The 14,284-nt window shown below is 44.1% G+C and carries 15 protein-coding genes; 2 read left to right on the top strand and 13 right to left on the bottom strand.

Annotated elements, in window-relative coordinates; all coding sequences use genetic code 11:
- Positions 1–381: 381 nt before the first annotated feature.
- Positions 382–1,185: a helix-turn-helix domain-containing protein gene (locus tag ACESPQ_RS02920; RefSeq protein WP_002605807.1), complete on the bottom strand. Its 804-nt coding sequence runs from the start codon at positions 1,183–1,185 to the stop codon at positions 382–384.
- Between the two features lies 1 nt (position 1,186).
- Positions 1,187–2,032 (bottom strand): DegV family protein, encoded by an 846-nt coding sequence (locus tag ACESPQ_RS02915; RefSeq protein WP_054343731.1) that lies wholly within the window; start codon positions 2,030–2,032, stop codon positions 1,187–1,189.
- A gap of 446 nt (positions 2,033–2,478) precedes the next feature.
- Here ACESPQ_RS02915 and dat point away from each other — a divergent pair, with 446 nt between their 5' ends.
- Positions 2,479–3,336: a D-amino-acid transaminase gene (dat, locus tag ACESPQ_RS02910; protein WP_002605809.1), complete on the top strand. Its 858-nt coding sequence runs from the start codon at positions 2,479–2,481 to the stop codon at positions 3,334–3,336.
- Positions 3,337–3,400: 64 nt separating this feature from the next.
- A complete protein-coding gene (locus ACESPQ_RS02905; RefSeq protein ID WP_373143915.1) occupies positions 3,401–5,827 on the top strand; it encodes a PRD domain-containing protein in 2,427 nt (808 codons plus the stop codon).
- A gap of 344 nt (positions 5,828–6,171) precedes the next feature.
- Here the strand turns inward: ACESPQ_RS02905 and ACESPQ_RS02900 are convergent, their stop codons facing one another.
- The 11 genes from ACESPQ_RS02900 to ACESPQ_RS02850 form a co-directional block, all read right to left on the bottom strand.
- Entirely contained in the window at positions 6,172–6,801 is a 630-nt protein-coding gene (locus tag ACESPQ_RS02900) for a ketohydroxyglutarate aldolase (protein ID WP_373143914.1), read from the bottom strand.
- 1 nt (position 6,802) lies between these two features.
- A complete protein-coding gene (gene dapA / locus ACESPQ_RS02895; protein WP_002605812.1) occupies positions 6,803–7,690 on the bottom strand; it encodes a 4-hydroxy-tetrahydrodipicolinate synthase in 888 nt (295 codons plus the stop codon).
- Positions 7,687–8,298 carry an SIS domain-containing protein gene (locus ACESPQ_RS02890; RefSeq protein ID WP_002605813.1) on the bottom strand — a complete coding sequence of 204 codons (612 nt, stop codon included), beginning with the start codon at positions 8,296–8,298 and terminating at the stop codon, positions 7,687–7,689. The genes dapA and ACESPQ_RS02890 overlap by 4 nt, the downstream gene beginning before the upstream one ends.
- A gap of 12 nt (positions 8,299–8,310) precedes the next feature.
- Positions 8,311–9,210, bottom strand: a complete 900-nt coding sequence (locus ACESPQ_RS02885; protein ID WP_002605814.1) for a YitT family protein — start codon at positions 9,208–9,210, stop codon at positions 8,311–8,313.
- Entirely contained in the window at positions 9,155–10,318 is a 1,164-nt protein-coding gene (alr, locus tag ACESPQ_RS02880; protein ID WP_224721005.1) for an alanine racemase, read from the bottom strand. Before alr ends, ACESPQ_RS02885 begins: the two co-directional genes overlap by 56 nt.
- Before the next feature lie 101 nt (positions 10,319–10,419).
- Entirely contained in the window at positions 10,420–11,262 is an 843-nt protein-coding gene (locus ACESPQ_RS02875; RefSeq protein WP_009270565.1) for a PTS system mannose/fructose/sorbose family transporter subunit IID, read from the bottom strand.
- Positions 11,263–11,264: 2 nt separating this feature from the next.
- On the bottom strand, positions 11,265–12,026 hold the full coding sequence (locus tag ACESPQ_RS02870) for a PTS mannose/fructose/sorbose/N-acetylgalactosamine transporter subunit IIC (protein ID WP_002605817.1): 762 nt from the start codon (positions 12,024–12,026) through the stop codon (positions 11,265–11,267).
- A gap of 71 nt (positions 12,027–12,097) precedes the next feature.
- Positions 12,098–12,571 carry a PTS system mannose/fructose/N-acetylgalactosamine-transporter subunit IIB gene (locus tag ACESPQ_RS02865; RefSeq protein WP_002605818.1) on the bottom strand — a complete coding sequence of 158 codons (474 nt, stop codon included), beginning with the start codon at positions 12,569–12,571 and terminating at the stop codon, positions 12,098–12,100.
- A 48-nt stretch (positions 12,572–12,619) separates the two neighbouring features.
- Positions 12,620–13,090, bottom strand: coding sequence for a PTS system mannose/fructose/N-acetylgalactosamine-transporter subunit IIB (locus ACESPQ_RS02860; protein WP_257376464.1), 471 nt, complete (start codon positions 13,088–13,090; stop codon positions 12,620–12,622).
- Between the two features lie 13 nt (positions 13,091–13,103).
- Positions 13,104–13,541: a PTS sugar transporter subunit IIA gene (locus ACESPQ_RS02855; protein WP_002605820.1), complete on the bottom strand. Its 438-nt coding sequence runs from the start codon at positions 13,539–13,541 to the stop codon at positions 13,104–13,106.
- Positions 13,542–13,916: 375 nt separating this feature from the next.
- Positions 13,917–14,240, bottom strand: a complete 324-nt coding sequence (locus ACESPQ_RS02850) for a hypothetical protein (protein WP_373143912.1) — start codon at positions 14,238–14,240, stop codon at positions 13,917–13,919.
- Positions 14,241–14,284 lie beyond the last annotated feature (44 nt).

Genomic DNA, 14,284 nt, shown 5'->3' with positions numbered 1-14,284 from the left:
AGAGTGTTGAAAGACATACAATAGTCACAAGAGACTTATCCATTTGGTTATCATAAAGATTACATAAAAGGATCAATTCCATCGCTTTTATGAAAAGAAAACGATGAATCTGATCCTTTTTGCTATGCATGAGCTGTATCTTTTCCGTCTTTAAGCAAGGGTTCATAATCAGAGTGCTTGCTTTGCTGTTCCTATAAGATAATAAGACACCTCATGTTTGCTTTCCTACGCTGTGACTGCAAATATTGTTCAAGATAAGGCATTGAAGAAAGAGAAGAAGGAACACACCGATGTTCAAATGCGCATTCCATAAGCACTTTTTTCATGCTCGCGCTCAGCTTCCAACCGGCATTTGCATGTCATCATCTGTTTGAGAATTGTTTAAAACTTGAAGCTCTCATTATAGTAATCCTGCAGCTGCTTTTGATATTGCTGTGGGGTCACATTACAGATTTCACGAAAATCATGAATGAAATGTGCCTGATCATAAAAGCCGCACTGCTGGGCAATGGCAGTCAAAGTAAGCTTTTGTTCCTTCAAAAGACTGACAGCCTGATTGATGCGCTGTATTTTCTGTATGGTTTTCATACTGCAGCCAAGGCGCTGCTGCACCAGACGCTGCAGATGCCGGCGGCTGTAGCCGAAGCTATCCATTACATCGGCGATACGCGCCTTACCGGAAAGTCCCTGCATAAGAGCTGCCATTGCATCATCCTGTTTGTTCATCATGGAGAGAAAAATGGTATCGAGCTGCTGAAAAAAGGACGCTTCCCCTTCCGCCTTGTCATAGGCTTCCATAATCAATGCATGACATCGGTGATTCACCTGCTTCAGCTCGATGCGCATATCACGATACGGATATTGGTCTGCCAAGAATAACGCATGGGAGCCTGAGGGACGAAATTCCACAAAATACTGAACCTGATCCTCACCCTCCTTTTTCCAGACGGTCACCATTCTGGTTGTCGGTCCCCAGTATTCCAAATCCAGACTGCTATCCTGCTTCATATTCATGACAATACAGCCGCTGATATCCGGAACCAGATGCAGCTGCTCGGTTATCATGTAGTGGCTGTGACAAATCGTATAGTGTGCAATATATGGTCGCAGCAGGGGGTGCGGCAACAGATACGTATGCGTATCCGTTTTCCACAGACAATCCTGAATATCCTGCTTCAGCTTCATACTATTTTTCAATATACTGTATTGCGATACAGTCCAGACCCGTATGCGCCGCAATTACGGCACTGATGGTATTGATTCTGATTTCTAGGCGGCTGTTTCTCTCCAACAGCTGTCTGCGGATATCCTCCGCTTTTTCCAGACAGCCGGAGTGAATCACATACACATAGCCTTCCCTGCCTGCCAGCTTTTCACTAATCGTATCCACAGCATGAGCAGCTGCCTTTTTCTCTGTACGCACCTTTTCCAATACGTCGATTTTTCCCTGCGTGGAAGGATCGATAATAAGCACAGGCTTGATTTTCAAAAGACTAGCTGCTGCGGCTGCCAGCGGTGTCAAACGGCCTCCCCGTTTCAGATGCTGAATATCATTCGGCAGAATCAATGTTCCGCTCGTCCTGATCAGCTTACTCAAAAGCTCACTAATTTCGGCACCGCTTTTTCCTTCATCTGCATATCGTTTTGCCAGCAGTGCTTCATGTCCCTGCAGATCACAGGTTGTAAAATCCTCAATATGAATGACTGGTATACCAATCTCTCTTGCCATTACCTGAATGGTGTTGAAGGTCGATGAAAGACCGGATGATAAGGGAACCGATACGATTTCTTCATAGCCCTGTTCCTTGATTGTACGTAGTGTAGCCTCGATAACACTGCCCACCGGCATACTCGTTTTCGGAGTATGCTGTTTACGCAAAGCTTCATATAATTCTTCCGTACTGATATCCACACCATCCTGATATGAGTGTTCCTCATCAATTACCTGTAATGGTAGAAGGAATATCCCATGCTCCTGTGCCTGCTGAATCGTCATAGCACTTCCGCTGTCCGTTAATATTGCTGTTTTCATATCCTGACACCTCTTTCATAAACTTACTTATTCATAACACACTCCTATTTTACACCAAATTACTCGGAAATGAAAATTAAAGTTTGTTTTGGTCTGTGAAAGAGAAAGCATATAAGCTTCTTAACTAAATATTTCATGAAATCGTGTAGTTTCTATAAGAAATTATCACACACCGAATGCTGTTCATTTGTTTCGACACAATTCTTCTGTGTACTTTACTGCTTTCATACATACACACTTTGGCGAATTCTTCTGTTATCGTCTTTTCCTGCAGCTTGTTCTACTGCACACTCATGACCACTGTGTATTTTTCTGTCATTTTGACAATCACTCTCGCTTGTCTTATGATATGTACGTGAGATAGCAATCACGTTCGATCAAAGCGTTTTATTATCTGTGGTAGAAAGGAGTACAGATATTCCTTATATATCTGATAGTGAAGCAACATGAAATATTTATGGAAGGGTTCCTTTGTGGACAAGGAGGATATCCACATCGATCTGCATGATCGCGGGTATCAGTTTGGAGATGGCATCTACGAGGTAACACATGTTTACAATGGCGTGCTATTTGCACTGGATGAGCATATCGACAGATTGATAAACAGCGCTGCCTTTATCGAATTAAATTTACGGCATACAAAGGATGAAATTGCTGCATTCTGTAGAGGACTTGTAGAACAGAATCACATTGAAAACGGGTATATTTACCTGCAGGTAACACGTGGTGATGGAACGCTGCGCAATCATGGATTCTCCATGTATGAGGAGCAGCAGCCGGTATTCTGCGGTTTTGCGCAAAGCAGTACACGCAGTGAAGAAAAGATGGTCAAGGGGGCTGATGCGATAACAGTGGAGGATCGCCGTTCTCTTATGTGTAATGTGAAGTCACTGAATCTGCTGCCAAACTGTCTGGCCAAGCATGCAGCACAGAAAAAAGGTGTCAGTAAGGCAATCATGGTGCGTGACAATATCGTTACAGAGGAAAAGTCCGGCAATATCTTCATCGTAAAGGATGGCATAGTTCTTACTCATCCCAATGGCGGAAAAATTCTTCCGGGTATTACGAAACAGCTGATCATCGAGCTTCTCCATCAGCACAATATTCCGGTATGGGAAAAGGAATTTAGCGAGGAAGAGCTGCTGCATGCGGATGAGGTCATGGTAACCGATACCAACAGTGAAATTGTTCCTGTTATCAAAGTCAATGATATCATTATCGGGAATGGTGCACGCGGTGAAATAACCAAAAAAATCCAAATGCTCTACAAATCCCTAATTGAAGAGAAATGTGGTAAACTGTAAGTATGTAATCACTACGGGGAAGAAACGAAGCAATGTTTCTTCCTTTTTTCCATCAGGAGGGTTTATGAAAAAATCAAGAAGAAGTCAGCTTCTGCAGCATATTGCAGAAATCACATCCATCGCTATTGCGAATAAAGAATATACTGGTATCAATACCGACGCCTTTACCATCAGTCTCGATCTGAATCTTGACCGTGCTAATGTCAGTCGTATGCTGAATGATCTGTGGCGGGAAAATATTCTTATCAAAATACAGGGACGCCCCACCTTTTATCTGCACCGTAAAACACTGCTGAAGCGCTATCCCAATTCCTATATACCAGCGCTCATACCTAAAAATGAAGAGCTTGCCACTTATCTGGAGCACTCGCTTGTACTCTCTCAGGAAACAGCGAAGGAAGCATTTACCAGTTGCATTGGGCATTCCATTCGGGAGAGTATGTATCCCATCATTGAGGACATCAAGGTCTTTCTCACCTATCCACAGACCATGCGCTCCATCATGATCTGCGGTCCGCACAAAAGCGGAAAGCATCATCTATTACGCTGTATCATGCAATATCTGAAAATTGACACAGAACAGCTACTTCATATTGACTGCGCAGCAATCGCGTTAGGAAAGCTGACAATTTCTGACATTATGCAGCGAATCGATACAAGCCTTGATCAGGAAAAAAGCAACATCATCCTGTTTGAAAACCTGGATGCACTCACGGAACTCCCTGCAAGCATTACGACGATGGAAACCTTGCTCCGCTTTTATCAGCGAATGGCAGAGAGCAATGAGCTGAACCTGCTATTTCTTGCCGTGACTGCAATGAATGAACACTTTCTACAGCTGCAAAAGCTGTTTCAGAAGGTATATGAGCTCCCTGATTTGAATAGCAGAACATTAAAGGAAAAGTATGAGTTTGTGTTGTATTTTATGCAAAATGAAGCAGATGCAATCGGTAAGACGATTTCTCTATCCTCCTCCATTCTAAATTGCTTTGCGACTGCATGCTATCCGGGGAATCTACAGAATCTGATGCAGGAACTGCGACACGCCCTTTCCTATGCATACATACAATCCTCACAACAGCAGGAAACCTTTATCACTATTGATTATCAGCATCTCTCAGATGAACTGCTTGCCAGTATCCGCAATGTATCCGATATACTTCCCATCATAGAAAGCATTACCTCCACACTGCAGGAAAAAAATCACTTTCTGATTCCGGAGACAGAATGTATTCCCCTGCAAAAGCTGCTGCACAGCTGTATTCAGGAGGATGGTATCCTGCAGGCATTCACACACCGGGAGCCAAGACTGTCCGAATACTGTAAGCAGGAGCTGCGCAATGCCGCAAAGCTGGAAATCAATCAGCTGTATTCACTGTCATTACAGAAGATACGGGACTGCATACAGCAGGTTTTGGATAAACATGCCTTCACAATACAGGAAAAGCAGCTGGATAAGCTGTGCATACGTATAAACAATCTATTTTCCATATTGAAGCATCACTCCTATTCCACCGCGTTCGTCCCCGATATGGATATGCAGGATACTGCTATACAATTGCTTTGTGAGGAAATATGTGAAGCATTAAAACAAACCTTTGATAGAAAGCTTCCGGATATGGAGCAGTTGTTCATGTATTGTTATCTGTTGTATTCCAGAGAGCATCACATAAAGGGCAGCATCGCTGTTTTGGTTGCCTGTCAGGGTGAGGGAATTGCTGAAAAATATGCCACCCATGTAAATACTATGAAGTATCAGGTGAAATGCCGGTACATCGATGAAACTGGTACAGCATCCACAAGAAATCTGACAGCCTTTCTCAGTACCGTTGTGGATAAGGTAAGGGAAATTGATGAGGGAAGCGGTGTTGTCATCATTACCGATTTTAATCCTCTGCTTGATTTTGATTCCGAAATTCGCAGCAGGACAGATATCGAAACGGTAACGCTTTCCCCAACCTCACTGCCGCTTCTGATTCAGGTGATGAATATGGTGAACAATCCATCTATACAGCTGGAGGATATACGGAATTATGACTATGGAACCACCCTGCAGATACCGCAGAGCGATTCGACAGGCTATGGTATTGAGATACAGAAAACGCTGGATGATGTAGCGGACAAAATTCTATCAGAATCTCTTGTATTCCTGAATCCGATGAAAGCTACAATGGCATTGTTTCGAGTATTGATGAAAATTTATGAGGATCTCGGACTAAATTATACTGATGAAATATCCATCCGTTTTATTTTTCACAGTGCGTTTATGATTGAGCGTGTAATTCGTAGAGAACCGTTGATCTATAAAAATACAAACAGTATCATTTCCACAAACCGTGAGGTTTATACTTCCATTGACCGCAACATGGAGCTGGTGAATGATGTATTCGGTATCAGCATTCCATCCAGTGAAATTGCACGACTTTCTGAAATTTTTGTTGATCTTATCAATGGTTGTGAACAGGAGGAATGTAGGACAGGCATTGATTGATACCAGACAAAGCCATCATAATCATCTCATATCGCAATGCACTTATTGTTTCGATATCAACTATCATAGATCATTCTAAGGCGATTCCTGATAAGCACCAGTAAAAGGCTGATCCTGAAAAGTCAGCCTTTTATCTTCTATTTCTGTTCGTATCATCACGTTTTAAATACGTTTTTTATTACTACCAACACATGATAAATGTTTCCTTATTGCAGGTACTGCAGACCGCTTCTGCTTGATTCTTAACCTTAATACCGTATAGGCAGCATATTTTTTAAAATCAATGCAGCTTAATCAAACGCAGGTACTACATGGAAAACAGGATGCATCTCTGCACCCTGTTTTCATTTTCTATAAATATCAATAATGCGGCGTATTTCCGCTGCATTATTCGCGATTTCCGCTTGTGTCCCTTTTGTAAGCAAGCCACCGAAGCCTACACAGGAAATCCCGTTTTCCAGCCACTCCTCTAAATTATCAAGACTTGCACCGCCACTTGCCATTAACGGCATTTCCGGAATCGGTGTTTGAATGATTTTCGCAAGCTGCGGCCCATAGAAATTGGAAATCGGAAAGGCTTTGATATAGGAGGCACCAACCTCTAACGCCTCCAGCATCTCTGTAATGGTCGTACAGCCTGGTGCGTATGGTATCTGATAGCGATTGCACATACGCGCGACCTCCCTGCTGAAATTCGGAGCAATGACGAATTTCGCTCCTGCCAGAATTGCCATACGGCAGGTTTCCGCATCCAGTATTGTTCCGGCTCCGACTAGCATAGTCTTTCCAAATTCATAATTCAGTGCCGCAATGACATCTCCTGCATTGGGGAGTGTATAGCTGATTTCCATCACATCAACACCACCCTGCAAACAGCCTCTTGCAATTTCCTTTCCCCGTTCAATACTCTCTGTACGAACGATTGCCATAGCACCGCATGCCTCCATACGGTTCACTATATCTGCTTTAAACATATTACATCTCTCCTTCCTGCACATAGTACTGCAGCATTTCCCGAATTTCAGCCAATACAGCCTCATTCGGCATAATGATTGGTTTTCTGCATTCTCCAGCCGCTATTCCAGCCATATTCATAGTAGCCTTTAATACCGACGGTATACTCCCCAGCTTCAACACCTTACGCAAAGGCTCGATCTTTTCCTGCATCATCTGCGCCTCTGCCAGCTTTCCTTGTTCAAAATATCTAATGATAGCCACATCAATATCGGTTAGCAGATTACTGGTAGCCGCCACTGCCCCCTGTGCCCCCAGCTTCAATGCCTTTAGTATCAGGGAATCACTCCCACTGAGGACGGCAAATTCCATCTCCCTTGTAAGCTCTATATACTGTTTAATCTGTTCGATATTACCACTGCTGTCCTTAATTCCGACAATATTATCATGACAGGCAAGTGCTGCTGCGGTTTGCGGTTCGATATTGTTTCCTGTATTTTTAGGAATATTATAAAGTATAATCGGTATGTTAACAGCATCTGCGACCGCTTCATAATGCTGTAATAGCTCCTGCTGGCTCAGCGGTACAAGAAACGGTGTAATTACACTGAGTGCAGTAATACCCGTCTGTTGCAAAGCCTGCGATAGCTCGATAACCTCCTGTGTGGAATTGCCGCCGCTTCCTGCATACACAGGAACTCTGCAATCAGCATATTCTACCACCATTGCGGCTAGCTTTACTTTCTCTTCTCTGCTTAAAACATGAAATTCACCGTTTGTTCCCAATATAAATATTCCATTAACCCCCTTTTGAATGAGACGTTCCACCAGCCCGCGTACCGCTTCCTCATCAATACTGCCATTTCTCATCGGTGTGACCATTGCAGTTATCAATCCTTTAACTGTCATTGCTGTTCCTCCCTTCGTGTGCGTTCACCAAGACTTCCTCCCGGATGCCATTTTAAATAATCCTTTCCGGTGATATTTTTACGATATTGCAGCAGAACGCTGAGACTCTGCAGCACAAGCAGCTCTACCAAAATACTGGCTCTCGGCGGTTTATTAAGACGATCGCCTTCCTGCTCCACATGAGCATACAGCTGTGCATCACTGTTTGCATACAGCCAGGAATCAGTATTTCCACAGACTGCAATGATTACGGCACGATTTTGCTTCAGCGTCGTTACCGTCTGCTTCAGTTCCGCAGTATTCCCGGAATTGCTGATGACGATGACCACATCCTGCTCGGCCACCTGACCGGCACTTCCATGAACCGCCTCTGTCCCATCCAGAAAATAAGCCGGTGTGCCGGTTGACGAGAGCAGAGATGCAGCATAGCCTGCAAGATGCGCAGGCTTTCCGATTCCCGTCACATGAATACGACAGCCTTTCTGTTCCGCTTCCTGAATGAGATTTCCAGCCATTTCCAGCTGCTTCATATCATATGCTTTCACCGCCTCGTGCAGTTGCGCCTCCGCAAGCCGCATAAAGCTTTGTATTTCTTTTATATGCTCCATACTTCCTCCTTTTTATACAATCTGTTTCCGAAAGTTTCCATATACCTGAATTTGTGAGCTGACGATTACAAACGCTTCCGGATCTGTTGTCTGAATCAGCTTCACCATATTCTGCATCTGATCCCTTGTCACGACACTGAGAAGGATTTCCTTCTCGGCCTTTGTATATGCACCAAAGCCGTTCCAGCAGGTGATCCCACGCTCACTGTAAGCAAGCAGACGCTGACGCAAAAGAGCACTGTTCTCTGTAAAAATCATCAGCTCAACCTCAATATTTCTTTTATGGATACGATCCACGGCAAACGACAGCAGTGTAGAGTGGATCATAGAATACACAGCTGTTTGGAAATCATAAAATAGTAAACAGAGCAGATAGACGGATGTATTCACCAACATATAAATACTGCCAACGCTTCCCTTGTTGCTCTGGGAAAGATAAATACCAATCACGTCAATGCCTCCTCCGCTTCCCTTTCCATTAAAGGTCATCACTGTACCAATCGCACATAAGACAGAGCCCACAATGACAGCAACCAGCGGATCCTGCAGGAGCAGCTCACGCTGCACAGGTATCAAAGATAGCATCAGGCTCTGCACAGCAATCGTCAGCAGCGTCATTACGGCAAAGCGCCTGGATACATAATGAAAGGCAAACAAAAAAATGAGAATATTTAAAAGAAAATTGATGATACCGGCAATATCAAAGGGAAACTGCATACCGCTGCATACCGTTATGAAATCTCTGAGCAGCTGAGCAATCCCCATGAAACCCGCACTATACACCTGTACAGGTATCAAAAATATATTCAACGATATTGCAAACAATACTGAACCCAGCAAAACCTGCAGGATATCCTTAACAGTTTCCTTCGTCATGTACATAAACCCGTTGAACGCGTTTCCCCATTCCACAGGTAACCTCCACCGCCGTTCCACCGGTTTCCCGTCCAAGCAAATTGGCACTGATGCGCTGTGTTCCCTCACTGCCCAACACTGTAATGGTATCATTCACCCTAACATCTGGAATATCAGTGATATCGACCATCATAACATCCATACAAATTTTACCAAGAATACGTGTGCGTTTACCGTGTACTAATACATACACCTGATCCGAAGCATACAGACACCGGGAATATCCGTCCGCAAAGCCCAGTGATACAACAGCGATGCGCATTGGCTGTGGGGTGATAAAGGTTCTGCCATAGCCGATGCCTTCTCCCTGCTTTACATCACGTATTGCATAGATGCGTGCTTTCCAGTTGACAATCGGTTCCAGCTTCAGATATTCGATATCCGCATCCGATCCCAGTCCATACAGATACAGTCCCACCCGCACCATATCCAGATGCATTTCCGGATTGGTGAGCGTTGCCTTGGAATTGCAGCAGTGACGAATACCGGGATCTATATGATCTTCTTCAAGACGATGCAACATATCACAGAACAGCTGATACTGCCGAGCAAGAAAGGCTTCATCCTGCAATGCTTTACTGCCGGCAGTTGAAAAATGTGTGTAAATGCCGGTAATCTGTAGCTGTGGCAGTTCATATAATGTCCGCACTTCTTTGTAGGCCTCTGTAATACGCTCCTCCTCGCATGCGATCCCCAAGCGATGAAAGCCGGTATCCAGCTTGATATGCATAGACAGGCGAAGCTTTTTCTGTTCACACAGCTCTGCAATATGCAGAGCATATGAATAGGATAGAGCACTGCAGGTGATATTCTTCTGTGCTGCCTCCTCTATATTGCTGTCATCAAGAAAGCCGAATACCAGAATGGGAGTTGTGATGCCCTGATCACGCAGCTCTCTGGCCTCATAAAAGGATGCTACCGCAAACCAGTCACTCATATCCTCGATTGCTTTTGCGATACGGACTGCCCCGTGTCCATAGCCATCAGCCTTCAGCACAGCTAACAGCTTGGTATCCTTTGAAAGCAGAGCTCTTACTTTTCTTGTATTTTCTTTCAGCTGTTGCAGATTCACCTCTGCATAGGTGCGATAAGGTAATACCTTCATATATTGTTCACGTATGAAGCATGTAAGATACGCCTCATACCTCTCCTTTCCTTCGCCTTTTTGAAAAAATGGATCAATGCTGTGCATAGACCCAAATTACATTAGAATATTCCAATCAGTACACCGAGCGCACATACAGCAGCCAGAATCAGTATGATTTTTACTGCGGATACCTTTTTGTTAAGAAGATATACAGAGAGCAGAACCATACTCAATGGCAGTATGTTTTTTAATATCACATCCAGCACATCCGCCTGCAAGGCAATCTTGCTTCCCTTCCCCAGAACAAATTCAAGCGGTGAGCTCAGCGTAACATAGCTGGCAGCCAGTGCCCCAAGTGTAATTCCACCCAATGTGGAGGTCATAGTTGTAATCCAGTTCAGCTTACCACTGGAGAAAATTTCCTGAATACCTTCTTTTCCTGTATGATAAGATTTCTTAAGGAGCCAGATGGCAAACGGCCAAACGATCGCTACCAGAATACCCTCTAAAAGGAAAGGCGCAATCAGATTACCTGTCTGACCGATACTGATACAAAAGGCAGTAACGATTGGCGCAATGGTACCGGCACGAACGGAATCTCCCAAGCCTGCCAGCGGTCCCATCAGACCTGTTTTTAAAGAATTGATTGCTTCATCGCTGATAGGTGCTCCATTGGCACGCTCCTCCTCCAGCGCCAGTGTAATACCGTGAATCGCAAGACCGCAATAAGGCTCAGAGTTATAAAATTGCATATGCCGCTTACAGGCAGCTGTCAGCTCTTCCGGATTATCCCCATACAGCTTCACCAGCACCGGAGATATGGCATAGAAGAAACCGGGAGCCTGCAGCCGCTCATAGCTGACACTCGCTTCCTGAAAAAACACCCATCTCCACCAGACCTTCATGAGGTCTTTATTGGTAATTCTCTTTTCCTGTTTTACTTCATTCCTTATTTCTTCCATGATTATTCACCTGTCCTTTTTGAAGATAGATCCGTATAGAAATAGGCAATGATGATTGCAAACAATGCTACAACGATCATTGAGAATCCCTGATAGGTCACCATCAGGAAACCCAGCAGAAAGAATAGAATAACCGATTTCTTGGACATCAGCATACGCAATGTCATCCCGATACCAACAGCAGGCAGCACACCCCCGATGACCTCCAGCATATGAAGTGGCATACCGGATAGTGAATCAATTGCGGTTTTTGCAACATCTGCACCAAAGTATACGACCAGTGCCACCGGAATGGTCATCAAAAACGCAGTCGTAATCTGTGGCGGCCATACATGCAGAAAGTTCATCCGTTTCACATCACCGGTTTCTGCTGCCTTATCCATCATGTGAACAAAGATACAGTTTTTCGTCATGTGTACCGTCCAAAGCAGATTTCCCAAAAGACCTATCGGTACCGCCATGGATACTGCAACCTCCGGAGAAGCACCACTGGCAAGAGCCAGAGCTGTGCCCACGATACCTGCAAGCGCAGAGTCAGTCGGCATCGTACTGCCGACCATGATCACGCCGATAAACGGAAGATTGATAGCAGAACCGATGATCAAGCCCTGCACAGGATCCCCCATAATCAAACCGACAATCGCCCCGTTTACCAGCGGCTGACGGACATAATTCCCCATGAATGCTGTCAGCCATGGCGTACCACTCTGACACAGGAAGTATAAAAACCCAATCAGAATCGCCTGAATTACATTTATATGCATACGTATTCCTTACGGCTGTTAGCTATACAGTATACAGCCGTTTCTCCTTTCGTTTCAAATAATTTATTGTATTAAAGATATTTCCCTAAATCCTCAGCCTTTTCCGTAGGAACGACCTGTACCTTCATCATCAGCTCCATCTTTCGAAGCTCTCGAAAAACCTCACGTTCCTCATCAGAAGCGGCAATATTTTTATAAAGCTTGCTTCTTCCGGCTTTCATCCCCATACCCCCGACATTGAGATATTCCAGCTTTACGCCGTTGTTCAGCAAAGTCAGAATTACCTGCGGTGTTTTGACCAGAATCAGAATTTTCTCCCCTTTTCCATCCTCCTTTAGATAGGCTGCAGCATCTGTATCATTGAATACCTTCAGGGAAATCGTTGATGGTATTAGTGATTTCATCATCATGACCACAAAGGTATCCTTGCAAAGCTCGTTGTCGATAATAACAACCTCATTGGCATCACACTGCTTCAGCCAGGCAGTCATGACCTGTCCGTGTATCAGACGGTCATCAATTCTTGCAAATACAATTTGTTTCATAATTCTTCTCCTTTACGTTGTGCGAATTCTTCCATTCCCACGATTGACTTACAGCAGCGTGTCCAGAGGAATCTCTTTTTCTTCCGGAACAATCTGTATTTTTACCGATATACCGCTGTGACAAAGCTTTTTTAATACTTCCAGTTCTTCATCCGATGCACATATATTCTTGTATAGTACCTTTCGGTTTTCCCTTGCCCCCATACCGCCGATGATGATTTCATGAAGCTCGATGCCTCCCTCCAGCAACAGATAAAAGGTTTGCGGATATTTTGCCAGTAAAACAAGTCCGGCACCGTCATAATCTCGTAGATATGCAATTCCTGCTTTTGTATCCAGCACCTGTATCTGAATACCTCTTGGTACCACCATAGTGATAAAGGAACGGATGAAGGTGTCGTGATAGGTTTCATCATCGATAATCAGAATATTTTTTGATTTTACAAAGCGTACCCAGGATGTCATCACCTGGCCGTGAATCAGTCTGTCATCAATTCGTGCCAATAGAATATTGCTCATAACGCTTCTCCTTTTACTGAATCATATCAGTATTAGAAACCTTGGCGAATTCTTCGAAAAACTCCTGAATTCCTTCCTTTCCGGCATTCTGTGCCATACGACTGATTGCATCAAGACCAAGGTCCTGCATGCGTCCGCTTAAGGCTTCCAGAATCATTGGCAGATTAGCGCCTGACATAATTCGGTATTCATGTTTTCCCTGCAGAGCGCGATAGCTCATTGTCGCCTGGTTATAAGGACTTGCCAGCAGCAGATCACAGAATACGACCACACCGTCACCATCATCCAGCTCGACGATTTTATCAGTGAGTTCTTTTCCGAAGACATCGATGCTGGTTTCGTGCAGAATGGAAATCGTATCAATACGTTCCTGTTTTCCCGCAATCAGCTCAATGCTGTCAAGAATTCCTCTGGCAAAGCCTCCATGGGTTGCAATTAAAAATCCAACCATGCTTCCTCCTGACTAAAGTAATCAATTACTTTGTATATTCCTATGTGTTCTATAGCACGATGCAAGATAGCAAGCGTCCGATCAAGAAAGCGATTACATCTGCTACACTCATAGTTTAATCATCTCCTTTTCCGCTGTCAAACTGCTCAGCTTTTACACAAAAATGGAATGTGTGGTCGTGAAAGTACTGTTATTTTTGCATACATTTTATCATCCGTAATTACTGTGTAATCATAATACAGGTAAAGGACACATAAAGAAAACAGAGGAACACATATCTTCTTCATGTGTGTGCTTTAACAGGAAGCAATCTACACTATTTTTCTTTTCAAAAAGCAAAAGTCTGCAAAAAAAACGGGAAATTCCCGTCGCATTCTATGATTTATTATCTAACCTTATATTCTGATGAAACCGATCCGGCAGCTCTTCTGCCTCATGTGCTTCCTGCAGCATTTCCACATATGCCGCAAAGGCTCGTTCAGCAGACTGATAGATACCGCTCTTTCGGATGATATTCGCCGGGTATGCCCCCTCGATCAGCCAGTATTCATTCCCTGTATCACTCTCCAGAAGCCATACCTCGCTATCGCCCGCTTCATCCGCAAAGCTTTCCACATACATGATGCTCTCCACAGTCTCCGGCTTCAAAATCCCTTCCGCATAGCTGCGCAGCTGTTCCTTCTTCACTGCTTCATTCATAAACGCTTCCCTCTTTCCTTAGTTTCTGTTATCTTATGATCTCT

The sequence above is a fragment of the Clostridium sp. HGF2 genome (genome assembly GCF_964240115.1).
Taxonomy (GTDB): domain Bacteria; phylum Bacillota_I; class Bacilli_A; order Erysipelotrichales; family Erysipelotrichaceae; genus Clostridium_AQ; species Clostridium_AQ innocuum.
Note: the sequence above shows the minus strand (reverse complement) of the source record. Positions and strands in the feature narration are given on the sequence as shown.

What these genes read in the sequence shown, in the direction of transcription:
- ACESPQ_RS02875 (WP_009270565.1), bottom strand. Translation starts at nt 11,262, where the DNA reads ATGGAAGAAATAAGGAATGAAGTAAAACAGGAAAAGAGAATTACCAAT.
- ACESPQ_RS02865 (WP_002605818.1), bottom strand. Translation starts at nt 12,571, where the DNA reads ATGAAACAAATTGTATTTGCAAGAATTGATGACCGTCTGATACACGGA.
- dapA (WP_002605812.1), bottom strand. Translation starts at nt 7,690, where the DNA reads ATGACAGTTAAAGGATTGATAACTGCAATGGTCACACCGATGAGAAAT.
- ACESPQ_RS02870 (WP_002605817.1), bottom strand. Translation starts at nt 12,026, where the DNA reads ATGCATATAAATGTAATTCAGGCGATTCTGATTGGGTTTTTATACTTC.
- ACESPQ_RS02900 (WP_373143914.1), bottom strand. Translation starts at nt 6,801, where the DNA reads ATGTTTAAAGCAGATATAGTGAACCGTATGGAGGCATGCGGTGCTATG.
- ACESPQ_RS02860 (WP_257376464.1), bottom strand. Translation starts at nt 13,090, where the DNA reads ATGAGCAATATTCTATTGGCACGAATTGATGACAGACTGATTCACGGC.
- ACESPQ_RS02915 (WP_054343731.1), bottom strand. Translation starts at nt 2,032, where the DNA reads ATGAAAACAGCAATATTAACGGACAGCGGAAGTGCTATGACGATTCAG.
- dat (WP_002605809.1), top strand. Translation starts at nt 2,479, where the DNA reads ATGAAATATTTATGGAAGGGTTCCTTTGTGGACAAGGAGGATATCCAC.
- ACESPQ_RS02855 (WP_002605820.1), bottom strand. Translation starts at nt 13,541, where the DNA reads ATGGTTGGATTTTTAATTGCAACCCATGGAGGCTTTGCCAGAGGAATT.
- ACESPQ_RS02905 (WP_373143915.1), top strand. Translation starts at nt 3,401, where the DNA reads ATGAAAAAATCAAGAAGAAGTCAGCTTCTGCAGCATATTGCAGAAATC.
- ACESPQ_RS02890 (WP_002605813.1), bottom strand. Translation starts at nt 8,298, where the DNA reads ATGGAGCATATAAAAGAAATACAAAGCTTTATGCGGCTTGCGGAGGCG.
- ACESPQ_RS02850 (WP_373143912.1), bottom strand. Translation starts at nt 14,240, where the DNA reads ATGAATGAAGCAGTGAAGAAGGAACAGCTGCGCAGCTATGCGGAAGGG.
- alr (WP_224721005.1), bottom strand. Translation starts at nt 10,318, where the DNA reads ATGAAGGTATTACCTTATCGCACCTATGCAGAGGTGAATCTGCAACAG.
- ACESPQ_RS02920 (WP_002605807.1), bottom strand. Translation starts at nt 1,185, where the DNA reads ATGAAGCTGAAGCAGGATATTCAGGATTGTCTGTGGAAAACGGATACG.